Source organism: Agrobacterium pusense (genome assembly GCF_900102105.1).
GTDB lineage: Bacteria > Pseudomonadota > Alphaproteobacteria > Rhizobiales > Rhizobiaceae > Agrobacterium > Agrobacterium pusense.
Window position 1 is genome coordinate 1 of the sequence record NZ_FNBB01000016.1, and the last position, 22,734, is coordinate 22,734.

18 protein-coding genes and 1 tRNA gene are annotated in these 22,734 nt (G+C 59.4%); 7 read left to right on the top strand and 12 right to left on the bottom strand.

Annotation, left to right across the window (positions count from 1 at the left end; genetic code table 11):
• The first annotated feature begins 735 nt into the window (after positions 1 to 735).
• Complete coding sequence (locus tag BLU28_RS26665) at positions 736 to 918, top strand: type I restriction enzyme subunit R domain-containing protein (RefSeq protein ID WP_234794442.1); 183 nt, start codon at positions 736 to 738, stop codon at positions 916 to 918.
• Complete coding sequence (locus BLU28_RS23870) at positions 918 to 2,042, top strand: DUF3387 domain-containing protein (protein ID WP_234794443.1); 1,125 nt, start codon at positions 918 to 920, stop codon at positions 2,040 to 2,042. The genes BLU28_RS26665 and BLU28_RS23870 overlap by 1 nt, the downstream gene beginning before the upstream one ends.
• 235 nt (positions 2,043 to 2,277) lie before the next feature.
• Here the strand turns inward: BLU28_RS23870 and BLU28_RS23875 are convergent.
• The 6 genes from BLU28_RS23875 to BLU28_RS23900 form a co-directional block, all read right to left on the bottom strand.
• Positions 2,278 to 2,367, bottom strand: a tRNA-Ser gene (locus BLU28_RS23875).
• A gap of 197 nt (positions 2,368 to 2,564) precedes the next feature.
• Positions 2,565 to 3,446, bottom strand: coding sequence for a dihydrodipicolinate synthase family protein (locus BLU28_RS23880; protein WP_004437365.1), 882 nt, complete (start codon positions 3,444 to 3,446; stop codon positions 2,565 to 2,567).
• Entirely contained in the window at positions 3,443 to 5,086 is a 1,644-nt protein-coding gene (locus tag BLU28_RS23885) for an ABC transporter ATP-binding protein (protein WP_006699958.1), read from the bottom strand. The genes BLU28_RS23880 and BLU28_RS23885 overlap by 4 nt, the downstream gene beginning before the upstream one ends.
• The gene (locus BLU28_RS23890) at positions 5,079 to 6,002 is read right to left on the bottom strand and encodes an ABC transporter permease (protein ID WP_022563330.1); all 924 of its coding nucleotides are present in this window, start codon (positions 6,000 to 6,002) and stop codon (positions 5,079 to 5,081) included. The genes BLU28_RS23885 and BLU28_RS23890 overlap by 8 nt, the downstream gene beginning before the upstream one ends.
• 15 nt (positions 6,003 to 6,017) lie before the next feature.
• Complete coding sequence (locus BLU28_RS23895) at positions 6,018 to 6,932, bottom strand: ABC transporter permease (RefSeq protein WP_022563329.1); 915 nt, start codon at positions 6,930 to 6,932, stop codon at positions 6,018 to 6,020.
• Positions 6,933 to 7,008: 76 nt separating this feature from the next.
• Positions 7,009 to 8,517, bottom strand: a complete 1,509-nt coding sequence (locus BLU28_RS23900; protein ID WP_077987505.1) for an ABC transporter substrate-binding protein — start codon at positions 8,515 to 8,517, stop codon at positions 7,009 to 7,011.
• Between the two features lie 320 nt (positions 8,518 to 8,837).
• Here BLU28_RS23900 and BLU28_RS23910 point away from each other — a divergent pair, with 320 nt between their 5' ends.
• Genes BLU28_RS23910 through BLU28_RS23920 form a run of 3 tightly spaced genes read left to right on the top strand, consistent with a single transcriptional unit; the run spans position 8,838 to position 12,111 of the window.
• Positions 8,838 to 10,034, top strand: a complete 1,197-nt coding sequence (locus tag BLU28_RS23910; RefSeq protein ID WP_077987506.1) for a sialidase family protein — start codon at positions 8,838 to 8,840, stop codon at positions 10,032 to 10,034.
• The gene (gene pdxA, locus BLU28_RS23915; RefSeq protein WP_006699954.1) at positions 10,031 to 10,987 is read left to right on the top strand and encodes a 4-hydroxythreonine-4-phosphate dehydrogenase PdxA; all 957 of its coding nucleotides are present in this window, start codon (positions 10,031 to 10,033) and stop codon (positions 10,985 to 10,987) included. The genes BLU28_RS23910 and pdxA overlap by 4 nt, the downstream gene beginning before the upstream one ends.
• Entirely contained in the window at positions 10,984 to 12,111 is a 1,128-nt protein-coding gene (locus BLU28_RS23920) for an iron-containing alcohol dehydrogenase (protein ID WP_022563326.1), read from the top strand. Before pdxA ends, BLU28_RS23920 begins: the two co-directional genes overlap by 4 nt.
• 56 nt (positions 12,112 to 12,167) lie before the next feature.
• On the opposite strand, the gene BLU28_RS23925 is transcribed toward BLU28_RS23920, so the two are convergent.
• The 4 genes from BLU28_RS23925 to BLU28_RS23940 form a co-directional block, all read right to left on the bottom strand.
• Positions 12,168 to 12,875: a FadR/GntR family transcriptional regulator gene (locus BLU28_RS23925; protein WP_004437348.1), complete on the bottom strand. Its 708-nt coding sequence runs from the start codon at positions 12,873 to 12,875 to the stop codon at positions 12,168 to 12,170.
• Between the two features lie 4 nt (positions 12,876 to 12,879).
• The gene (locus tag BLU28_RS23930) at positions 12,880 to 13,920 is read right to left on the bottom strand and encodes a four-carbon acid sugar kinase family protein (RefSeq protein ID WP_022563324.1); all 1,041 of its coding nucleotides are present in this window, start codon (positions 13,918 to 13,920) and stop codon (positions 12,880 to 12,882) included.
• A gap of 185 nt (positions 13,921 to 14,105) precedes the next feature.
• Positions 14,106 to 16,349: a polysaccharide deacetylase family protein gene (locus BLU28_RS23935; protein WP_022563323.1), complete on the bottom strand. Its 2,244-nt coding sequence runs from the start codon at positions 16,347 to 16,349 to the stop codon at positions 14,106 to 14,108.
• Positions 16,350 to 16,505: 156 nt separating this feature from the next.
• Positions 16,506 to 16,895, bottom strand: coding sequence for an acyl-CoA thioesterase (locus BLU28_RS23940; protein WP_004437343.1), 390 nt, complete (start codon positions 16,893 to 16,895; stop codon positions 16,506 to 16,508).
• A gap of 174 nt (positions 16,896 to 17,069) precedes the next feature.
• Between BLU28_RS23940 and BLU28_RS23945 the strand changes: the two genes are divergently transcribed.
• Entirely contained in the window at positions 17,070 to 17,264 is a 195-nt protein-coding gene (locus tag BLU28_RS23945; RefSeq protein ID WP_022563322.1) for a hypothetical protein, read from the top strand.
• 39 nt (positions 17,265 to 17,303) lie between these two features.
• On the opposite strand, the gene BLU28_RS23950 is transcribed toward BLU28_RS23945, so the two are convergent.
• Both BLU28_RS23950 and BLU28_RS26445 read right to left on the bottom strand, forming a co-directional pair.
• Positions 17,304 to 19,115, bottom strand: a complete 1,812-nt coding sequence (locus BLU28_RS23950; protein WP_022563321.1) for an ABC transporter ATP-binding protein/permease — start codon at positions 19,113 to 19,115, stop codon at positions 17,304 to 17,306.
• A complete protein-coding gene (locus tag BLU28_RS26445; RefSeq protein WP_034500309.1) occupies positions 19,072 to 19,335 on the bottom strand; it encodes a hypothetical protein in 264 nt (87 codons plus the stop codon). Before BLU28_RS26445 ends, BLU28_RS23950 begins: the two co-directional genes overlap by 44 nt.
• 71 nt (positions 19,336 to 19,406) lie before the next feature.
• Here BLU28_RS26445 and BLU28_RS23960 point away from each other — a divergent pair, with 71 nt between their 5' ends.
• Entirely contained in the window at positions 19,407 to 22,733 is a 3,327-nt protein-coding gene (locus BLU28_RS23960) for a transglutaminase family protein (RefSeq protein ID WP_022563320.1), read from the top strand.
• Position 22,734: the final 1 nt, after the last annotated feature.

Below are 22,734 nucleotides of genomic sequence, written 5' to 3' on the forward strand. Positions count from 1 at the left end.
GATTACGTCATCGTCATGAGAAACGGAAAGATTGTCGAGGAGGGAGAGACAAACGCCATCTTCAACCGGCCTTCGGCTGAGTACACCAGAACACTGATCAAATCCGCTTTTTCGCCCGCCGTCGTGCCGTAGATAAAAAATGGAGCGCACGCAGATCGCAGCGCCGTAGTACCGCCCGTGCGAAACCAGTTGCTTTTGGGCAGGTGCTCATCAGGCTGTGACGTCCGGGACGCGGGCGGCTGGTGCAACATATCGGGGTTAACACCTCCTTCGTGGCTCGATAGTGAGGCACAAGGCTCGCGACTTGTCGGAGCCTGCCGACCGTTGAGAGGTCAATTCGCTCGTTGCGCGCGTAATTGCAACCCCGGTATTGAACGCCGGGCACTATCGAAGGTGCTGATTTCGCAAAAACGTCAGGGCGCCTCGCCATTGCGGACGTGCGAGCTGACGACCACGCGTCATTCCTTAGGAGCACAGGAGCCCGTTATTACCCGCCTGTCGCTGGTCGTCATTTGTTTACTCGCTCTTCGAATGTTCGATGACGTGGAAACGCCAGGAAAGACCGGCAATCGGACCAAGCAAACTTCCGCCCTCATCAGCCGTTGAGCGCCACTCGACCGATCAGAGGCGATCGTCCTCCTCACTCGAGTGATCGATCGCAAGTACGTTGCCTGACATAAACCGGCTTCACCCAAGCGCCGGATTGATCTATCCTGTTAGCAGACATGACAGTCGATGTGCATCCGAACGGCGAGGGTCGCCAAGGCAATGTCCGGCCGCGACGATCTCGCCAAGCGGGCGCGAAAGGTCGATGATCCGCTGAAACTGGTCATCGTGTGCGACACGTGGCTTACGGGGTTCGATGCGCCCTGCATGCACATGATGTATATCGACAAGCCGATGCGGGTCATGGGTTGATGCAGGCAATTGCCCGCGTCAACCGTGTCTTCAAGGAGAAGCCAGGCGGCCTCCTGGTCGATTACATCGGCATCGCCACCAACCTGAAGAAGGCGCTCGCGCAGTATTCCCAGTCCGATCGAGACAAGACGGGGATTGATGAAGAGGAAGCCGTCGCCGTCCTCCTGGAGAAATACGAGATCGTCCGGGGCATGTTCACCGGGCATGACTACAGCCTGGGTGTCACGGGCAAGCCTATCGAGCGGCTGAAGGCGCTGGCGGACGGCATCGACTGGATCTTGAAGTGGCAGCAGGCGGAAGCAGCAAAAGTCGAAAGCCCAGAGATCAAGAATCAGGCGCATCGCCGATATCAGGATGCGGTTTTGGAGCTGAGCAAGGCCTATGCCCTTGCCTCCGCCAGCGATGCGGCAACGGAAATTCGTGATGAGGTGTGCTTCTTCCAGGCCTTTCGCGCCGCTCTGGTGAAAACCACGGCTACCGGCAAGATGTCCGACAAGGCCAAATCAATGGCGGTGGAGCAGCTTCTCAACCAGGCCGTAGCCAATGCCGAGATCGTAGACATCCTGAAGGCTGCGGGGCTGCAGTCGCCCGACATCTCTGTTCTCTCTGACCAGTTCCTGATGGACGTCCAGAAGATGGAAAAGAAGAACCTCGCGCTGGAAGCTCTGAAGAAGCTTCTGAACGGGGAGATCAAGAGCCGGTCCAAAACCAACGTCGTTCAGTCCAAGACCTTCTCTCGACGCCTTGAGGAGGCGGTGGCCCGGTATCATGCCAATGCGATTTCGACGGTCGAAATGATTCAGGAACTGATCGCGCTGGCGAAGGAAATCCAAACGGCGACCGCACGTGGTGATGAGCTTGGTCTCTCTCCGGAGGAGATCGCCTTTTATGACGCGCTTGCTGGCAATGAGACGGCCGTCGAGGTCATGGGTAGCGAACAGTTGCGTGTGATCGCCCACGAACTGGTCGAGAACATGCGGGGCTCAGTCACCGTTGATTGGCAACACAAGGCAAGTGCCCGCGCCAGGATGCGCATCCTAGTGAAACGCATCCTCAAGAAGTTTGGATATCCGCCAGACCTGGAGCAGGAGGCCATACAAATGGTGCGAGCTACTTTTGCATGAGATAAGTCGAGGCTGAAGAAAACGCCACTGCACTCTTTGGTCAACCAAGAGCGCAAAGCGAACTTTTTCGGGGCCTAGGCACGAAGACTTTACCCACGGTGCGACGTTCGCGACACTTATCTAACAGCCAAGCCAACGATGATGATCCTCACACAACAATTATGTGGGTCATTTTGTGGGGCGAAGGCGCAAATTAATTACAACACATTGATAAAATTACGCTTTTTTGCATCAATGGCGGAGAGGGTGGGATTCGAACCCACGATACCCTTGCAGGTATGCCGCATTTCGAGTGCGGTGCATTCGACCACTCTGCCACCTCTCCGCATGCGCGAACGCTTGCGTTGCGCGCTCCTCTTAAACATCAATGGCCGGGCTGACAAGCGGAATTTCGCGTTTGTGTCACAAATTATTCGTCTTGAACGAGCTCACGGAATGGGGTTGGAGTTTGATTGTTTTTGCCGATATTTACTGATGACACGCCTCGGATTTTGCCAGGCGGGTGTGATTGATCGATCAGGTCTACAGTCGCTGATAGCGCCGGAGGATGTCAATGATCCGGTCATCCTGATCAGGATCCGGCAGGAGCGCCGGCTGGCGGCTGGCGCCGACGGAAGGGTCCTGGAGATAAAGCGAACGTTTCACCATGGCCGGCGCGAAACCGAGGGCATAAAGATCTGTGCGGAAAGCCGCATAAATGGCCTGCTGGCGTTCGGCTTCGGCGATGTCGCCGGCGTTGAAAGCATCGAGAATGCCGGCGAGCACATCCGGAAGCGCGTTGCCGAGACCGGAAATGCAGCCTGCCGCACCGTTCTGCAGCGACCACAGAACGAGATGGTCCGGGCCGGAATAGACCTCGAAGCCGGGCACATCCTTCGCCACCCGAAGATAGGCTTCGAGCGTCTGCTGTGCACCGCCGGAATCCTTGATGCCGGCGATATTGCCGTGAGTGGCGAGCTTGCGGGCGGTTTCCGGTTCTATGTGGTTCTGGGTGCGGGCGGGAATGTCATAGAGATAGACCGGCGTGTCGACAGCGTCGGCCACCGTCGAGAAATGGCGGATCAGGCCATCCTGCGTACAGGCGATGAAGAAGGGCGTGATGACGGCGATGCCGTCGACACCAATACGGTCGAAGGATCTCGCGAGCTGCAGGGTTTCGAAGGTGGCCGGCATGCCAGCATTCACGATGACCCTGGCGCGGCCGGCCACCTCATCCACCACCTCCTCCGTCAGCCGGATCTTTTCATCATGCGTCAGCGCGGTAAAATCGCCGTTGGTACCGGCGCACATGATGTTGTTGCCGGCGGCTACCTGGCGGCGCACCTGCGCACGCGTCGCCTCATAATTGATGGTTTCGTCTTCATTAAAACAGGTGACGAGCGCAACGAAGGCTTGTTTGCTCATGAAAGAACTCCGCTTGAATTTCCGGTGGCCTGGACAGGCGATGCAGCGTTATGTCCGGCCTCCCTATCGGGGTCGGGGTCGAGACTGGCTGAAAGGAGCGCGCGCGTGTAAGCCTCGCCCGGCGCTTCGAAAATCTGGCGGACGGTGCCGAATTCCACCACCTCCCCGCGCTGCATGACCATGACGTGATCGGCAAAATCCCGCACCACCGGCAGGTCGTGAGCGATGAAGATAAAAGAGAGGCCCATTTCGCGGCGCAGCTTGTCCAGCAGCGCAATAACCTGCGCCTGAACCGAAACGTCGAGTGCAGAAACCGCTTCGTCGCAGATGATCAGCTTCGGCTCCAGCGCCAGCGCCCGGGCAATGGCGATGCGCTGCCGCTGGCCGCCGGAAAACTGATGCGGATACCGGCGCATATGATCCGGTGAAAGACCGACCTGCTGCAGCAATTCGGCAACCCGTTCGCGCCATTTCGCCCTCGGCACTATGTCCGGATGGATGACCCAGGCTTCGGAAATCAGCTGGAACACCGTCATGCGGGGATTGAGCGACTGGGTAGGGTCCTGAAACACCATCTGCAGATCGCGCCGAAGCGCATAAAGCTCCGCTGGCGACAGCCTGAACAAGTCACGCCCCTTCCAGACGGCGCTGCCGGCATCCGGCTCATCGAGCCGCAGCAGGATGCGGGCGAGCGTCGACTTGCCGGAACCGCTTTCGCCGACGACGGCGATGGTTTCTCCGGCCATCAGGTCGAAAGAGACACCTTTCAACGCCTCGAAGGCGCCGTAACGCTTGCGCACATTCCGCACGCTGAGCAATGGCTCACCCGTTGCTTTCGGCTCATGCATCTCGCCCCGGCCGGGGGCGGCGTTGATCAGCTTGCGGGTGTAGGGGTGCTGCGGATTGCTGTAAACCTCGCGAACGGTGCCGGCCTCTACCAGAACGCCCTTCTCCATCACCACGACCCGGTCGGCAATTTCGGCGACTACGCCGAGATCATGGGTAATGATGAGCACTGCCATGCCCGTTTCCCGCTGCAGTTCCCTGAGCAGCGAAAGCACTTCCGCCTGCACCGTCACGTCGAGCGCGGTGGTGGGTTCGTCGGCGATCAGAAGATCGGGGCGCAACGCCAGCGCCATGGCGATCATCACGCGCTGGCGCTGGCCGCCGGAAAATTCATGCGGGTATTTCGTCAGCGCCCTGTCAGGATCGGGAATGCCCACACGCGCTATAAGCCGCCTCGCTTCCGCTTCTGCCTCGGCCTTGCCCATGCCATGCGTGGTCATTGCCTCGCGGATCTGCCAGCCAACAGTATAAACCGGGTTGAGATGGCTGAGCGGATCCTGAAAGATCATGGCGATGCGCCGGCCGTTGATCTCGCGGCGCGCCTCGGTCGGCATGGTCAGCAGGTCCTTGCCGTCGAGCAATATTTCTCCACCGCCGATGCGGCCGGGCGGCATGTCGATGAGGTTCATGATGGCCGACGAGGATACCGACTTGCCGGAACCGCTTTCGCCAAGGATCGCCAGCGTCTCACCTCGGTCGATATGGTAGGAGACATCCTTCACCGCATGCACGACACCGCTTACGGTGTGGAATTCCACGGAAAGATTGCGCACCTCGAGAAGATGATCAGCCATTTTTACGGCCCTTCATTTCCAGCCGCCAGCGCTGCACCGGGTCGAGCGCGATGCGCAGCCAGTTGGACAGCAGGTTGAGCGACAGGGTGGTGAGAATGATGGCGAGCCCCGGCCAGAAGGACAGCCACCAGGCATTGGTGAGATATTGCCGCCCCTGCGAAATCATCAGGCCCCAGGTGATTTCCGGAGGCTGAATGCCGATGCCGAGGAAGGACAGCGCGCTTTCCGCGAGCATGACATAAGCGAAATCAAGCGTTGCCAAGGTCGTCAGTGTCGGCAGCACCACGGGCAGGATGTGGCGGAAGAGGATGCGTTTTCCCGAAGCGCCCATGACCCTCGCCGCCTGCACGAACATCCGTTCGCGCACCTCCAGCACCTCCGCCCGGGTGGTGCGAATATAAACGGGAATCCGTGTGATGGCGAGTACCAGCATCAGGTTGAGGATGGAGGAGCCCAGCAGATAAAGCACGATGACCGCAATCAGCAGCGATGGAAAGGACATGATCACATCCGCAAGCCGCATGATGATCTGACCGGTGCGGCTGGAGGAAAAACCGGCGATGAGGCCGAGTACAGTTCCGGTGACGGCGGAGAGAAAAACCGCGCCGGCGGCGATCATCATCGTGTTTTGTGTGGCGGCGACGATGCGCGCGAGAAGCGGGCGGCCGAGTGCATCCGCCCCCAGCCAGAAATACCACTCGCGCTGCCAGTCGAACGGTGCAAGGTTGCGCCCGCGCAGGTTCTGTTTTGTCGCGAGATCGCCGAGCCAGGCCGGGCCGACAAAGGCGAGAATGACGACAATGACGAGAAAGATGGCCGCGCAGAGCGCAAACTTGTCCGCCCACAACATGCGCAGCATGCGGGTTGCGAAAGACGGTTCATCGATGATCTCAGTATCGGCGTTCATAAGGCTCATGGCTGGACGACCTCCTCAGTGCCGGATGCGCGGATCGAGCAGCGCATAGGCGATATCGATCAGAAGGCTCATCAGGAAGATGGCCAACGCCGTGACGAGGATGGCGGCCAGAACGACATTGAAATCCCGCTGAAGGATGGAATCGATCATCAGCTTGCCGACACCAGGGAAACCAAAGATGGTTTCAACCACGACGGCGCCGTTGAGAAGGCTCGCCGCCTGATCGCCGATAACGGTGATCACGGGCAACATGGCATTGCGCAAGGCGTGGATGAAGATGATCGGACCCGATTTCACACCCTTGGCGCGCGCCGTTTTGACATAGGCCGAGGACAGCGCGCCGATCATCGAGCCGCGCACCACCTGCACGATAATGCCGAAGGGGCGTACAAACAGAACCGCGATAGGCAATATCCAGTGCAGCACGGACCCTGTGCCCGACGTGGGAAGCCAGGCCAGGTTGACGGAAAAAACCACGATCGCAACGATCGCCAGCCAGAAATCCGGCACGGATGCCCCGATGAGTGAGATACTCGAAGCGACGCGGTCAAAAAAGCCGCCGGAACGGAACGCCGCGAGCGAGCCGATGATGATGGCCGCCGTGGTGACCAGCGACATGGTGATAACGGCAAGCCAAAGCGTCCAGACGAAAGCCTCCAGCACCACATCCAGCGCCGGGCGCGCCTTTCGGAGAGATTCACCCAGATCACCCGTCATCACATCGCCGGCATAGCGCAGAAACTGCACCATCAGCGGGTCGTTCAAACCGTGCAAGGCGCGAAACTGCTGCTTCAATTCCTCGGACGCTTCCACCGGCAGAAACAGCGCCGCAGGGTCGCCCGTCAGGCGGGACAGGAAGAAAACCATCACGATGAGGCCGATCAGGGAGATCAGGCTCGCAAATGAACGTTTTCGGATGAAGTTCAGCATTGTTGCCTCCGGTTTTTCAATGCGGCGGCGAAGCTTCCGCCGCGCCGCCGCTTCTTCATTGACAGGACGCGGGACCTTATTTGATGCCGATTTCCGAAAGCTGCAGCATCGAGTTGGTGGCAATGGTCGGCTTGAAGTCCAGCCGCTCGGAGACACGGGAGAAACCGACCATGTGGAACAGCAACACATCCGCTACCACGTCATCATGCAGATAGGCGATGAGTTCGGACCAGAGCTTGGCGCGCTCGTCACCCACGGCTGCGGAGGCGCGTTCGATCAGATCGTCCACCTTCTTGTCAGAAAAGCCGGACTGGGTACCCTTGGTGGCATATTTGAAGAACATCGTGAAGGACGGGTCGCCCTTGGAATTGTCATGCATGGCGGCGACGATCTGCGGTCCACGGCCTTCCTTGAATGGCTTCGAATAATAGCTTTCGTGCTCGGCCACTTCCACGAATTTCAGGTCGATCTTGAAGCCGACTTCCTGCAATTGCTGCTGGATCGCTTCCATGATCTCGGTAACGTTCGGGAAATTCGCCGTGCGCGCGATGACGGTGATCGGTGTATCCACCTTTACGCCGGCGGCCTTTGCCTCTTCGAGCAGCTTTTTTGCACCCTCAGGGTCATAGGGGAAGACCTTGACGTCGGGATTCCAGCCGAGCGTGGTCGGCGGAACCAGCGCCGTCGCCAGGACCGCTCCTTCGGGAACCAGCGTGCCGAGAAATGCCTGCCTGTCGATGGCAAGGTTGAGCGCGCGGCGCACCCTGACATCGTTCAAAGGCGCAATATTATGATCGAGGCGCATATAGACCGTTTCACTGTCGAGATAGGAAAAATCGGTCTTAGGATTTGTCGCGTCTAGCTGTGAAATGGAGGGGGAGAGATCGGCCTCGCCAGTCTGCACCATGGCGGCCCGCACCGAGGGATCGGCGCGAAAGAGATAGGTCGCTTCCGTGACCTGCGGCTTCTTGCCCCAATAATCATCACGCGACGTCAGTACGATCTGCTGGCCGGGAGTCCAGTTGGTCAGCTTGTAGGGCCCGGTGCCGACAGGCTCGCGGATGAATTCCATCTTGGTTTCTTCGGGAACGATGGTCACGAGCGACATCAGCAGCGGCAGGATCGGCTGGGCCGGATCCGTCTTGAAATCGATCGTATGGTCGTCGACAACCGTCGGCGTCACCGTCATGCCGCCGAAATAGCGACGGGACTCGCAGGCGTTCTTGTCGCTCATGATGCGCTCGAAGCTGTGCTTCACATCCTTGGCGTCAAAATCCGTACCGTCGGAAAATTTCACGCCCTGACGCAGGTGGAAGCGCCAGCTGCCATCCGAGTTCTGCTCCCATTTTTCAGCAAGGCGCGGCTGAACGCCGTTCTTGCCGCGCACATCAAGCTCGGTCAGGGTCTCACTGACATTTTCCATAATGATACGGCCAATGTTGGAGCGCGTGGCCATGCAGGGCTCAAGCAGGTCCGCTTCTTCCGCCAGCACGATCTTGATCGGCCCCGAAGCTGCAAACGCCGGCGAGCCGGCGGCGCTGAGGGAACCCAAAACAAGGGTGCCCGCAATCAATGACTTCTTCATTCCGTTCTCCTCCCAGATCAGAAATTCAGCAACATGGCGGTGGACCGCAAGAGGCAGTTGAAGGCCCCGTCTCCCGCATCGGGGAGCATGGCGTGCGGATGATCGTCTCCTCCACCCGTCATCAAAGCATCGACGCTATCGCATTTTTTGTCAATTTATTTTTCCTTACCGATTTCAGATCAGTCTCGGTTTATAATTTTTATTGTTGTAAATCAACATATTAGATATAAAACTCCGAATGAATATCACGATATTTTCTACATAATAAACTTGACAACTTTTCGAATATGCCATTTTCATCTGCCCAAGAGGAGATCAAGATGACCCCTGATGACATCGCTCAGGCCATGACCGGAGATATCCACGTCACGTCAGAAAAACGGCGTGAAGCCTTTCTGCCATCGCCCATGATCCAGAACCATGCGAGCTTCCTGCATCTTCTGGACGATGGCGTGCTGCTCTGCGCATGGTTCGGGGGAACGCTCGAGGGAAAGTCGGATATTTCCATCTTCGCATCCGTGCTGACGCCCGGAGCCGGACGCTGGGGAGCGCCGCAGCGCCTCAGTCATGATACGGCCCGCTCCGAACAGAATCCTGTTCTTTTCACCGCGCCGGATGGCGCTCTCTGGCTGTTTCACACCGCCCAGCCCTCCGGCAATCAAGATGAGTGCCGCATCCGCATGGCGAAAATCCATCGTAATCGGTCGGAACCGGAGAAGCTCATTTCAGAGGATGGACGATTTCTCGATCTTCCCAAGGGCTGTTTCATCCGCGCGCCGCTGCGCATCCGCGATGATGGAGCGTGGCTGTTGCCGATCTTCCGTTGCGTTCAGCGACCCGGACAGAAATGGAACGGCAGCCACGATACGGCAGCGCTCGGCATTTCCACGGACGATGGCGAGACATGGACATTGCAGGAATTGCCGGACTCGATCGGCTGCGTGCATATGAGCCCGGTGGCGGGAACGGACGGACAACACTCCGCTTTTTTTCGCCGTCGCCAGGCCGATTTTGTCTACCGCACCGAAAGCAAGGATGGCGGTCGCTCATGGTCAAGGCCGCATCCGACCGATGTGCCGAACAACAATTCTTCCATCGCCGTGACAAGGCTCGGTAGCGGCCGGCTGGCAATGATTTGCAATCCCGTCAACGCCGCCCAGTCGAGCGACCGCCGCGCCTCGCTTTATGACGAACTCGGAGAGGACGATGGCAGGCCGGATGCTGATCCAAGCGGCGGATGCGTGCCCGTCTGGGGGGTGCCGCGCGCACCCATCACAATCTGCCTTTCCGATGACGACGGGCGCAGCTTTCCGACCCGTATCCTGATCGAGAACGGGCCGGGCACATGTCTGTCGAACGATTCGACGGATGGCCGAAACCTGGAAATGTCCTATCCATGGCTTCTGGAGACACCTGACGGTGCGCTGCACGCAAGCTACACCTATCATCGTCGCGCCATCAAATATGTGCGGCTGGAGCCCGGCTGGGCCGAAACTGCGGACGGGAGAAAAAGATGAGCAATATTATCGGCATCACGATGGGCGATCCTTGCGGGGTTGGTCCCGAGATCACTGTCCGGGCATTTGCTGAAATGTCCGCTTCCGACCAGGCCGCAACGCGGATTTACGGAAACCTCGCCACGCTGGAGGCAGCAAGGCAGGCGCTCGGTCTCGATATCGATCTTGCCCCCCACGTGGCAGACTTGCCCGTTGAGGGTGCGCCTTTGCCCTGGGGCACGCTTTCACCGGTGGCCGGCGACGCCGCATTCCGCTTCATCGAAACGGCTGTGCGGGACGCCGAGGCAGGGCGGATCGGCTGCATCGTCACCGCGCCGATCAATAAGGAAGCGTTGAACCTTGCGGGCCATCATTATGACGGCCACACCGGCATGCTGCGCAGCCTGACAGGTGCCTTGGCCGCTTATATGCTGCTCGCGTCCGAGCGGCTGAAGGTCATTCATGTTTCGACCCACGTCTCGCTGCAGGAGGCCATACGCCGGGCGACGACGGAGCGGGTGCTGGCCACCATTCGCGCCGGCAACGCCCACTTGAAGCGCATCGGCTACGAACGACCCCGCATCGCGGTGGCGGGCATCAATCCGCATTGCGGCGAAAACGGTCTTTTCGGCACCGAGGACGACGATCAGATCGCGCCGGCGGTTGCGGCCGCACGCGCCGAAGGCATCGAGGTACAGGGGCCTGTTTCCGCCGATACCGTATTTCATCGCGCCTATTCAGGCGCTTTCGATCTCGTCGTCGCGCAATATCATGACCAGGGGCATATCCCCATCAAACTCGTCGCCTTTGACACCGCCGTCAATGTCTCCGTCGACCTGCCGATAGACCGTACCTCCGTCGATCACGGCACCGCCTTCGACATAGCCGGCAAGGGCATCGCCAATCACGGCAACATGAATGCGGCCATCGCCTATGCGCGCAAGCTCGTGGCAGGCAAGGGTGGAAAGGGATGAGCACCATGCCTACGGCTCCCATTCTTATCCACCAGCCGCGCAGGCTCGCGGTTGGCGCAGGCACCGTCGCGCAGGTTGGTGACTGGGCCGGCAAAACGGCCTCAACACTGGTAATCGCAACGCCGCTGACGGCAAAATTCGCCGAACGTCTGCAACTGCAGGGGCCCTTTGCCGTCTTCGACGCCATTCCGGGTGAGCCGGATACGATGACACTGGACGCCGCTCTCAATGCGGCGCGCACTGCCAGGCCCGATCTCATCATCGGCCTCGGCGGCGGTTCGGTGATGGATGTGGCAAAGCTTGTCGCCGCATTGTGGAATTCAGATCAGACGCTCGAGGACGTCGCCGGACCTAACAAGGTCGCCCGTCGCGATACACGCCTCGTGCAGATAGCCACCACGGCCGGTACCGGCTCGGAAGCAGGCATCCGCTCGCTGATCACCGATCCCCTCAAGGGCACCAAGATCGCCGTCGAAAGCCCGTATCTGATCGCGGATTTCGCTATTCTCGATCCGGAACTCACCTACTCCGTACCATCGGCCGTAACTGCGGCAACAGGCATCGACGCCATGGCCCATTGCGTCGAAGCCTTTACCAACCGCAAGGCACATCCGATGATTGATGGCTTTGCCCGCATGGGCTTCACGCTGGTCGGGAAATATCTCGCCCGCGCCGTACGTGACGGTTCGGATACGGAAGCGCGGGAAGGCATGATGCTCGCCTCCTATTATGGCGGCATTTGCCTCGGGCCGGTCAACACGGCGGCCGGCCACGCCATCGCCTATCCGCTCGGCACGCGTCTCAGCCTGCCGCACGGGCTGGCCAACGCCATCGTCTTTCCACATGTGCTGGCCTTCAATCAGCCTGCGGTTTCCGCGAAGACGGCGGAAGTGGCCGGAGCGCTGGGGCTTCGTGACCATCTCTCGCCCGGTGATCTGCGCAAGGCAGCAACCGATTTCTGCGCGGCGCTCGGCATCGAAATGTCGCTTGCCAAACACGGAGCAGCCGAGGCCGATCTGACCCGCTATGCCGAGGATGCCCATGCCATCCGCAGGTTGATGGATAACAACCCCGTCGACATGACCCTGCAGGACGTGCTGGGAATTTACCGTCACGCCTACTGAAGCAGAACCGATGCGCGTGACCGCGCATCGGTTCTCGGGCCGTTTACTTGAGCCGCCTAATCTCCGTGCGATGACTCGAAAAGCCGGTCGCGCGATCCTGTCAGGTGCTGCAGCATCAATTGGCGGGCTGAATCGGCATCTCCATCCGCGATCGCCTTTGCGATGGCCTCGTGCTCGGCAAAAACGCGGGTCAGGCCCGAGGCCTCGCGCTTTACGGACATGCCGTGGAATTTCATCCCGACCGCGATATGATCCTTGAGAGCCTCCATCGCGGTGGAGAAATAGCTGTTCCGCGCCGCCCGCGCGATGGCAAGGTGGAACTGATAGTCGGCATCCTCGCGGTGGGACTGGCGGTTGGTCGCATCCCGCATCAGCTCAAGCGCCTTCCTGATGGCCGCAAGTCTTTCGGCGTCATGCCGCAATGCCGCGGCAGCGGCCGCCGCGGGCTCGAGCGTCAGCCTGAATTCGTAGCAATTCAGAAGGTCCGCAACGTTTTCCAGCTGTCCGAAGCCAAGCGGTTCCCGCAAACCGAAGGCCCGGACATAGCTGCCGGAACCTCTGCGGGAGTAAATGAAACCCTGCTCGCGTAATCGCCGTAGTGCCTCGCGAACGACCGGCCGGGACACTTCGAATTCCATGGCGAGTTCATGTTCGGTCGGCAATCTTTCATCCGGCTTGTAGGCGCCGGATTTTATCGCCCGGTGCATCCTTTCGAAAATAATGTCCGGAAGTGCCTTGCGCGCCGTTTCTTTCATCAGCCCCATCTGGTCAGCTCTCTCCAGCATCTGTCGCGCCAAGCATCATTTTCGCGATACGTTTCAATGTGTCAGCTTGCCCAAAACCGCCCGATTTCGCAATGATGCATTGGTTTCCCGCCCAGCCGACACCGAGGCCCGGCAGGCACTCGCCGGCAAGACGCAGCCGCAAAATGCCCATCGCCCGCAGCACCGCCTCGGCCGTTGCCCCACCCGACAGAAGCAGCCTGCCCGCGCCGGCCGTGAAGTGCGGAACGACCCCTTCCGCCAACCGGTCTGAAACTTCAAGCGAAGAAAGATACTCATTCCCCTGGGTTGCCTGAATGAGGGAAAGGTCGACGTCTTCCTCCGCGTCCAGAGGAACGGCACCGTTGGGCGCTTCAATGATCGACACCAGATCCGCGCTCTTGAGGACGTCAATCTGCTCCAACGTAATCGGATCGCGGGAACCGATGACAAAGATCCCCTTTCCAGGTGGAACGGTTGCAACATCGGGCAGGACGCGCGCCGACATCACCGCCGCCAGCGTCTCTGCAAGACCACGCGCGCCAATGAAAAGATCAATCCCTTCAGCCTGCGCGGCAGAAAGGGCCTGCCTGATATCCTCAGTCGTTCGCGTATCGGGTATCGAACAACGCAGGGCATGTCTTCCCAGTTTTTCATCAATCGCGATGGCGGTTTCAACCCCAAAGCCCGAGACGGCGCCGCCGCTGACGATACGTCCGAAATCCGGAATTGCCGGCACGACAAGAGCGCGCCGGAAAGAAATTGCATCCATTTCAGCCGCAATATGTCCCTTCAGGCGGGAATCGATCTTTTTGAACAGGATCGTGTCGGCTGGAACCAGTGCCAGTAGTTCCTGTGTGCGACGTCGGGCCTCGTCCGCCTTCCCATCGCGGCATCCAAGATTGACGCTGAGAACGGCAGGGGCAGCGGCCAGCGCCGCATGCACGCCTTCCAGCCCCGTTGCCACCTCTGTCACCATTCCGCGCCCGGCAAAGGGGGCGGCCGCGTCGAGCGCGCCAGTCAGATCATCGGCAAAAATCAACAGCACGGCATCGCCTTCGAAAAGTTGTAAGGTTTTACGTCGATAAATTTATTTATATTCAATAGATAAATAGATGTGAATAACAAAATTGATCGCACGGACCTTTCAAGTCGCCGGAGAGAAATGGAAAGCAAGATCAGCCATGCCCACCGGTAGCGGGGTGCCAGCAAGGATGACGAACCCTCGCGTCGCTAAACGAAGCGGAAAGGCAGACCGGAGATAAGGGCTTTGACGAAGCGCTTTTTCTGAAAGCGGCCGTTCAGTGAAACACGCGGCAAGAGTGTGGGCTTTTCGAGACTGCCGAGGCCGAGAACCCCCGCCTGTGTGGTGACTGCCGCGGAAAACCCTGCGTCCGATACCGCCTTCGCCTCGCGCTCGCCCACCGCCTTCGTCCAACCATAGGGATAAGAAAAGGAGCGCGGTGTATGGCCCGCATATTCCTCTACCCGGCGCTTCGATTCCGCAATCTCGTAAGCCAGGCGCTCAGCGTCGATCTTGCGCATATTCACATGGGTCATGGTATGGGCGCCGAGATGCACCAGAGGATCCTCCGACAGCGCCCTGAGTTCTGCGGCATCCATGATGAGTTCGTCCACGATGGCAACCGGATCGATTCCACACTGTCGAGCGGCGCGATCGATCCTCTCCACCGCTTCATCTTCGGCGGCACTTTGGACAAAATTTTCCAGCCGCGCGAATGCATCCGCTTTTTGCAGGGGCGTTCCGCATGTGACGTGCTCCGGCCCTGCCCCGAAATCGAAATCGAACGACGCCGCCTTCTGCGTCAACGCGGCGGCGGTCTCCCACCACAGGCCGCGTGTACGCTCGACAAAACCGGGCGTGATGAAGATCGTGTAGGGAATGTTATATTTGCGAAAGATCGGCGCGGCGTAGTCTGCGTTGTTGCGATAGCCATCATCAAGCGTGAAGGCACAAAACGACCGGTCTTCTCCGCTGCCGGCAAGCAGTGCCGGAAGATCATGCAGGTGAACGGGAACGAGACCCGATTCAAGCGCCGCCTGTACGGCCTCTTCGAGGAACTCCGGCGTGACGGACAATTGTACATTGGGCGCAAAAGCCGAAACAGCGCCGCCCGGACGCACGTGGTGAAGCGTGAAGATGACACCTCGCCCGGCAAGCGAAGGGAATGCCGAGCGGACAGCCGGAAGGGAACTCACCTCCAGCCCGGCCCTTATGACGGTGTATTTCACAAGGCGTTTTACCGGCTGCAGAAAAAGTCCCGCCGGTTGTCGCGACGACAGGCCGGGTAATATCCGCTTTTTCAACACCCTGAAGGCTGTCAGCGGCAGGTCGATCAGGCCCGGCAGCGGGTCATTCAGCGCAAATGCAGCCCAACTGCGGACCTTGGCGAGGGACGCAAGATAGTCGGCAGCCCGCACCTCCCCTCTCCGCCCCAGGGTAAATGCAGCAACAAGATCACGGACAAGATAGGACCACGACGTGCCGTTGCGGGCCTTGACCGGCTCGCCGGTCGGCTCTTCGTTGGCGGCACGCCACAACAATGCGCCAAGATCAATGCCGGCAGCAGAACAGAGGCCGAACCACGACCACGGACGCGGATTCACATCGAGAAGTTTCAGCGTCCCGTCCCGGTCATCGAACTTGAATTCCACCTCGACCAGTCCGCTATGACCGGCGGACCTCAATATTGTCCGGGCGGCATCGATCGCCGACGGGTTGTCGACAATCTCGACCCGAGTGCTGGTGTAACCGAAATCGACGGGATACTGACGGATGCGCCGGGCGGTGAATTCCGCCACTGGTTCTCCGTTCAGCCACAGGGCAGCATAGGAGAACTGGTTTCGTCCGCCACCTGGAATGAGTTCCTGCACCACCACATTGCCGGCGCCGATCTCTTCGCTGGCCTCGGCAAAGGCGGCTTTCAGGGCCTCCCGATCTTCGGCGCGGACGACCTTGGCGCGGGCGATCGCAGTATCGCCGCCGCCCATATTTGGCTTGAGAATGACGGGAAACAGCACGTCAAGCGCATCGATATCAGCGGCTGATGCCAGCGCATAGGTCCTGGGAATTCTGACGCCGAGTTCCGCCGCACGCCTGTATAGCAGCGGTTTTTCGCACAGCCATTGCAGCGCTGCCCAGTCCGGCAGAACGATCTTGTAGAGAGCCGAAAGTTCATCGTGATGCTGCGAAACGAGCTGAACCTCACCATCGCCGGATGGGACCAGCAGCCAACCCTTGAGATGATGCCTGTCGGCCATCTGCCGCAGGAAAGACATTGCCCCTGCGTCGTGCGGACCGGCCCAGCGTATTGTCTCCCGCACGAAACGCGACCAGCTGGGCAAGGGTGAGTCATGGGTGAGGTAATAAACAGGCACATTCAGGGCCCCGAGGCTGCGCGCGAGGGCGAGCGTGCCATGAGCGCCGCCGACAATAACAACACCTGGAATGGTCAAAGCCTGATCCCCGTCCTACTCCATATCTTGATCGCAAAAATTGATAAATAAATTCGGTATTTCCGAAATATGGGGGTCGCGGAAAGGCCAAGGCGCTTGCGCTGCCGGTCTCTCCACGATGCGTTCCGGACAGCATCCGGAAGGAAAATCAACGCCTCATACGTCTTTCCGAACCGGGCGCGGCTCACCGTTCTCATCGACGGCGACCATGATGAAGACGGCCTCCGTCACCTTTTCACGCGAATCCCGATAGTGCCGGCGCGTCCAGGCTTCGATCTTGAGCGTGACGGAGGTGCGGCCAATCTTTTCGATGCGGGTATAGACGCACAATGTATCACCGATCTTGACCGGCTTCTTGAAGACGATCTCGTTGACTGCGACGGTGACGGTTCGGCCCCCGGCCACATCATTGGCGCGGACGAAAGCGGCAAGGTCCATCTGCGACATGACCCAGCCGCCGAAAATATCGCCGGCCGGATTGGCATCGGCAGGCATGGCAAGCGTTCTGAGCGTCAGTTCCATATCGGCGGGCGGCTGCTGATCCATCTGTCAAATTCCTTTCACAAACCTCCCGCTGCCGGACTTAAACAACCGCACCCCTTCCGCCAATAGCCGATTTGTCGCGGCAGCCCTTCCAAAACCGCAAGGAATCACAGGGTCATCGTAAGCTTCGGTTAACCATGATGGGGCACGATTCCAAAAAAGCGCGGGGGCGTACAAATGGCCTATGACTGGAGTGGAAACAACACGATACAGCAGCGTTACGATCGTATAGTTCTGGCGGTCGCTAGCGTTGTCGCCATCAGCCTGGCAACAGGTACACTGGCTTTCCGCTCACAGGTGGAGCCGAACCACACCATAAGTATCGCCAAACAACAGCGGCTCAACTCTGAAAAATGGCATTTGCGGCTGTGATACGCCTCGATCGGCACACCCGGCAGCACGACCATTGAGCTATTGCGGGGCGCCGCCATCGCGCCTGTCCGTCCCGTCCTTCTGGGAGACGTGGTCTAGATGGGCGACCGCCGGAGAAAGAATCGACAGAAAAGTCTCGGACCGGCCGATATAAACAATCGCCGCGCCCTCGATCCCGCTCAAAACCCCGGCCAGCGTGTCCTGCGTCTGTTTTTCCAAGCCTTCCAGCAGATCGTCAATGACGATGAATTTCGGTTTCAGCAACAGCGCATTGGCAACCCGGATGCTGGCCTGTTCGTCCGAATCCAGTTTTTTGTCCCAACGGATGTTTTCATCAAGACGAGAGGCCATCTCGCCGAGACCCGATGCGGCGAGCGCCGAAACATAGTCCTCATCCGCAAAGCGCTGGGGTGCACGCGGATAAGCCATGATTTCGCGCAGCGTTCCTGCCGGTAGATAACCGTGCTGAGCAATGAAAAGCGTGTCGGTTTGATCCGGCATCTCTATCCTGCCCTGGCCCCAGGGCCACAGCCCCGCCATAGCTGCGAACAAAAGCCGCCGGTTCACACCCTGCTCGCCATTGATCATCAGCCGTTCGCCCGGCCCGACCTCGACATCCGCCTCATGCAGCATGAACCCGCGTTCAATATCCTGCCCGCCCGCATCGCGGCAGATCGTAACCGACTGAAGACGGATTCTGTCATTTTCCGCACTGCGTTGCAGATCGATCGTCAGGCCGTGCTGTTCCACGCTGTCCATCTGGATCAAAGCGTTCCGGAACACGGAGACACGCTGCAACGTCGCCTTCCAGCTGGCGATCGGCCCGAAATTGTCGATATACCAGCGTAGCGCCGTATTCACCTGATTGAAGGCGCCGACCGCCATCATCAGCCCGCCGAAAGTGAGATTGCCGGAAAAATAGACCGGAGCCGCGATCAGGATCGGCGCCACCACCGCGAGCCAGCCATATCCCGCCGAGACCCAGGTCAGATGTGTCAGCGCCATGGCGAGTCCCCGGATGACACCGAGGACGGCATCGATATCGACGCCAATCCGCCGCCTCTCATTTTTTTCGCCGCGCGCAAGGGCAATGGCGGCAAGATTTTCGCTCGCCCGCATTAACGAAAAGCGAAGCTCAGCCTCTTTGGAATAACGCTCCGCGTTCAGCCCCACCAGCCGATAACCGACGAGGTTGCTGAGCAGGGAAGCGGAACCGGCATAAAGGATTGCCGCCCAGACCATATAGCCGGGGATAGCATAGGTATCGCCGCTGATGGTAATGGCAAAGCCCGCCGAGAGCGACCAGAGGACACCGATGAAGCTGACAAGCAGGATCGTCGCGTTCACAAGACCGATCGAAAGCGCCGTACTGCTTTCGGCGAGGTTGCGGACATCGTCATGGAGCCGCTGGTCCGGATTGATGGCTATCGTGCCGAAACTGGCGAGGCGGGCGGCGCGACCCGGCTTCAGCCACTGGTCCACCATATCCTTGGCAAGACCCTCGCGCATGTTAAGCGCCGTCATCTGGTTGAGCCAGGTCTGAATGACGTTGAGGAGCAGCAACAGCCCGGCGATGACCGCGAAAACCTCGAGCTGATGAAGGAAGGCGTCGAGATCGCGCCGTTCCAGCGCGTTATAAAACGGCGCATTCCATTCATTGAGCCTGATCTGCCCGTAGGCCGTCAGCAATATCACCGTGAGAAGGGCCATCGACAGCAAGATCAGACGGTTGCGCACCGGCGATGTCCAGAAGGCGCGCCCCATCACGCGCAGTTGAGCCGGAAAATCGAGATCGAAGCCCGAAAGGTTAGCCGCGCCCTTGCGCTGATCGTCGCTTACCGATGTTGCCATTCATCCATTCCGAAACGTCAGTGGGCAAAGAAAGCCGGTCGCGATTCTGCGCCTTTCGATGCCAAGCAATAACACGCCGTTCGACCATGTCCACAATGCCGGCGAAATCTCCGCGGCGACAACCTGAAAGCCCGCGCAATTCTTCGTGCAGGCAAATGAAGCGGCTTCGACCAACAATGCGATTGCCCCAGGAAATGATCCTTGCTTTCTTTTCCTGCATTGCACAAAATCCGAGTAATTTCAGAGGGGCGGACAAACCGCATAAGCCGGAAAACCGGGCAAGGCAGATTAATGGCGATCAAAGCGAGCATCTATCATCTGACGCATTATAAATACGACAATCCGGTTCGCCTTGGACCACAGATCATCAGACTGAAGCCCGCCTCACATTCCAGAACCAGCGTCATCAGCCATTCTCTCAAGGTTTCACCCTCCAATCACTTCGTGAACCTTCAGCAGGATCCCTACGGTAATTACCTTGCCCGCTTCGTTTTTCCGGAACCGGTGAGCGAATTCAAGATCGAGGTCGATCTTGTCGCCGATATGACGGTTTATAATCCGTTCGATTTCTTTGTGGAGGAAGAGGCGACAAAGTGGCCCTTCGACTATCCGCAGGAACTGCGCGACGATCTCTCCATCTACATGAAGCCGGAACCGACCGGTCCTCTGCTCGCCGCCTTCATGGCCACTGTCGACCGCACTCCAGGTCAACAGACGGTGGACATGGTCGTCGGCCTCAACGCCCGCCTGCAGCAGGAGATCGGTTACGTCATCCGCATGGAACCCGGCGTCCAGACACCTGAGGAGACGCTTACTTCCGGCAAGGGGTCCTGCCGCGATACCAGCTGGCTGCTCGTGCAGGTCCTGAGGCATCTTGGCCTCGCTGCCCGTTTCGTGTCGGGATATCTCATCCAGTTGACACCGGACCTCAAGGCGCTGGACGGCCCATCCGGCACCGAGGTGGACTTCACCGATCTGCACGCATGGGCCGAGGTTTATATGCCGGGTGCGGGCTGGATCGGCCTCGACCCCACGTCCGGTCTATTGACCGGCGAGAGCCATATTCCTTTGGCGGCAACACCGCATTACCGCAACGCCGCGCCTATTTCTGGCGGCTATTACGGCCATGCCAACACGGAATTCGCCTTCGACATGCAGGTCCGGCGGGTTGCCGAGACGCCGCGCATCACCAAGCCTTTTTCGGACGAAAGCTGGGACGAACTCAATGCGCTCGGCCAGGAGGTCGATGAGGTTCTGAATACCCATGATGTCCGGTTGACCATGGGCGGCGAACCGACCTTCGTTTCCATCGACGATTTCGAATCCGATGAGTGGAACACCGGTGCGGTGGGGCCAACAAAGCGCGAAAAGGCCGACCTTCTGATCCGCCGCCTGCGCGAGCGTTTCGCACCGGGTGGGTTTTTGCATTACGGCCAGGGAAAATGGTATCCGGGCGAAAGCCTGCCGCGCTGGACGTTCTCGCTCTATTGGCGCAAGGATGGCCTGCCGATCTGGCAGAACCCGGCGCTTATCGCCGAGGAGGGCGCGAATACCGGCGCAAAGGCGGAAGACGCGCAGAAACTGCTGGGCGGCATCGCCTCCCATCTCGGCATCGAACGGGAGCTGGTGCTGCCGGCCTATGAGGATCCGGCGGAATGGATCATCAAGGAAGGAAGCCTTCCCGACAATGTTGACCCGTCAAATTCCAAGCTGAAGGACCCGGAGGAGCGAAACCGCATAGCCCGCGTCTTCGAGCGGGGACTGACGACACCGACCGGCTATATTCTTCCCGTTCAGGCGTGGAATGCGCGCGCCGCCGGCAAGCGCTGGATCAGCGAAAAATGGAAGACGCGGCGCGGTAAAATATTCCTCGTTCCGGGTGACAGCCCGGTGGGTTACCGCCTGCCACTGGGCACCCTGCCCTATGTGCCGCCATCCGCCTATCCCTATATTCACGAGGCAGACCCCTCGATCCCTCGCGGTCCGCTTCCCGACGTCTTCACGCCATCGGGCCGCGCCTTGCCCGAAGCTTCTTTCCATGCCAGCGAAGCCGCGGGGCAGGAACGCGTAGAGCAGACGATCGGCGAAATCGGCGGCGCGGTGCGCACCGCCATGTCGGTGGAACCGCGTGATGGCAGGCTCTGCGTCTTCATGCCGCCAGTGGAACGCATCGAGGACTATCTCGAGCTGATTGCAGCAGCGGAGGCGGCAGCGGCCGATCTTGGACTGCCAGTCCACATAGAGGGTTATGCGCCGCCGCATGATGAGCGTATCAATGTAATCCGCGTCGCGCCCGATCCTGGTGTCATAGAAGTCAACATCCACCCCGCTTCAAGCTGGAAGGACTGTGTCGACATTACCACCGCAGTCTACGAAGAGGCGCGCCAGTCACGTCTCGGTGCCGACAAATTCATGATCGATGGCCGTCATACCGGCACCGGCGGCGGCAACCATGTGGTGGTGGGCGGCGCCAATCCCAATGACAGCCCATTCCTGCGCCGACCCGATCTTCTGAAAAGTCTCGTGCTGCACTGGCAGCGGCACCCCTCGCTTTCCTATCTCTTCTCAGGGCTCTTCATCGGCCCGACGAGCCAGGCGCCACGTATCGACGAAGCCCGCCACGACAGTCTCTACGAACTGGAGATCGCGCTTGCGCAGGTGCCGCTGCCCGGTGAAGGCGTTCCGCCCTTGCCATGGCTGGTTGACCGCCTGTTCCGCAATCTTCTGACGGATGTAACGGGCAATACCCACCGCGCCGAAATATGCATCGACAAGCTGTTTTCGCCTGATGGACCGACCGGCCGCCTCGGGCTGGTGGAATTTCGCGGTTTCGAAATGCCGCCGAATGCGCGCATGTCGCTTGCCCAGCAGTTGCTGGTGCGTGCTCTCATTGCGCGTTTCTGGAAAAACCCGGCCGTCGGCAAATTCGTGCGCTGGGGCACGGCACTCGCCGATCGTTTCATGCTACCGCATTATATCTGGGCGGATTTCCTGGATGTGCTTGCAGACCTCAGGGAAAACGGTTTCGACCTGAAGCCCGAATGGTTCACCGCCCAGCAGGAATTCCGTTTCCCCTTTTTCGGGGAGGTGGAATATGAAGGATCAAAGCTGGAATTGCGCCAGGCGCTGGAACCCTGGCATGTGATGGGCGAACAGGGCGCCATCGGCGGCACCGTGCGTTATGTCGACAGCTCCGTCGAGCGCCTGCAGGTGCGGCTCGAAACGTCCAATCCCGCCCGCTACGCGGTGGCCTGCAACGGCCGCGCCGTTCCGCTGACTCCGACGGAAAACCGCAGCGTCGCGGTTGCCGGCGTCCGCTTCAAGGCATGGCAGCCCGCTTCCGGCCTGCATCCCGTGCTGCCCGTCAATTCACCCTTGACCTTTGACATTTATGATACATGGTCGAGGCGATCGATCGGCGGATGCATCTATCATGTTGCTCATCCAGGCGGGCGCAATTACGAGACATTTCCCGTCAACGGCAATGAGGCGGAGGCACGCCGCCTCGCCCGTTTCGAACCATGGGGGCATACGGCAGGGCAATATCCGCTTCGGGCGGAAACCGTGTCGCCAGAATTTCCGCTGACGCTCGATCTGCGCCGGCCTTACGGAGTATAAA

Coding starts and splice junctions, on each gene's coding strand:
- BLU28_RS26665 (WP_234794442.1), top strand. CDS start 736: ATGTGCATCCGAACGGCGAGGGTCGCCAAGGCAATGTCCGGCCGCGAC.
- BLU28_RS23870 (WP_234794443.1), top strand. CDS start 918: ATGCAGGCAATTGCCCGCGTCAACCGTGTCTTCAAGGAGAAGCCAGGC.
- BLU28_RS23880 (WP_004437365.1), bottom strand. CDS start 3,446: ATGAGCAAACAAGCCTTCGTTGCGCTCGTCACCTGTTTTAATGAAGAC.
- BLU28_RS23885 (WP_006699958.1), bottom strand. CDS start 5,086: ATGGCTGATCATCTTCTCGAGGTGCGCAATCTTTCCGTGGAATTCCAC.
- BLU28_RS23890 (WP_022563330.1), bottom strand. CDS start 6,002: ATGAGCCTTATGAACGCCGATACTGAGATCATCGATGAACCGTCTTTC.
- BLU28_RS23895 (WP_022563329.1), bottom strand. CDS start 6,932: ATGCTGAACTTCATCCGAAAACGTTCATTTGCGAGCCTGATCTCCCTG.
- BLU28_RS23900 (WP_077987505.1), bottom strand. CDS start 8,517: ATGAAGAAGTCATTGATTGCGGGCACCCTTGTTTTGGGTTCCCTCAGC.
- BLU28_RS23910 (WP_077987506.1), top strand. CDS start 8,838: ATGACCCCTGATGACATCGCTCAGGCCATGACCGGAGATATCCACGTC.
- pdxA (WP_006699954.1), top strand. CDS start 10,031: ATGAGCAATATTATCGGCATCACGATGGGCGATCCTTGCGGGGTTGGT.
- BLU28_RS23920 (WP_022563326.1), top strand. CDS start 10,984: ATGAGCACCATGCCTACGGCTCCCATTCTTATCCACCAGCCGCGCAGG.
- BLU28_RS23925 (WP_004437348.1), bottom strand. CDS start 12,875: ATGGGGCTGATGAAAGAAACGGCGCGCAAGGCACTTCCGGACATTATT.
- BLU28_RS23940 (WP_004437343.1), bottom strand. CDS start 16,895: ATGGATCAGCAGCCGCCCGCCGATATGGAACTGACGCTCAGAACGCTT.
- BLU28_RS23945 (WP_022563322.1), top strand. CDS start 17,070: ATGGCCTATGACTGGAGTGGAAACAACACGATACAGCAGCGTTACGAT.
- BLU28_RS23950 (WP_022563321.1), bottom strand. CDS start 19,115: ATGGCAACATCGGTAAGCGACGATCAGCGCAAGGGCGCGGCTAACCTT.
- BLU28_RS26445 (WP_034500309.1), bottom strand. CDS start 19,335: ATGCAGGAAAAGAAAGCAAGGATCATTTCCTGGGGCAATCGCATTGTT.
- BLU28_RS23960 (WP_022563320.1), top strand. CDS start 19,407: ATGGCGATCAAAGCGAGCATCTATCATCTGACGCATTATAAATACGAC.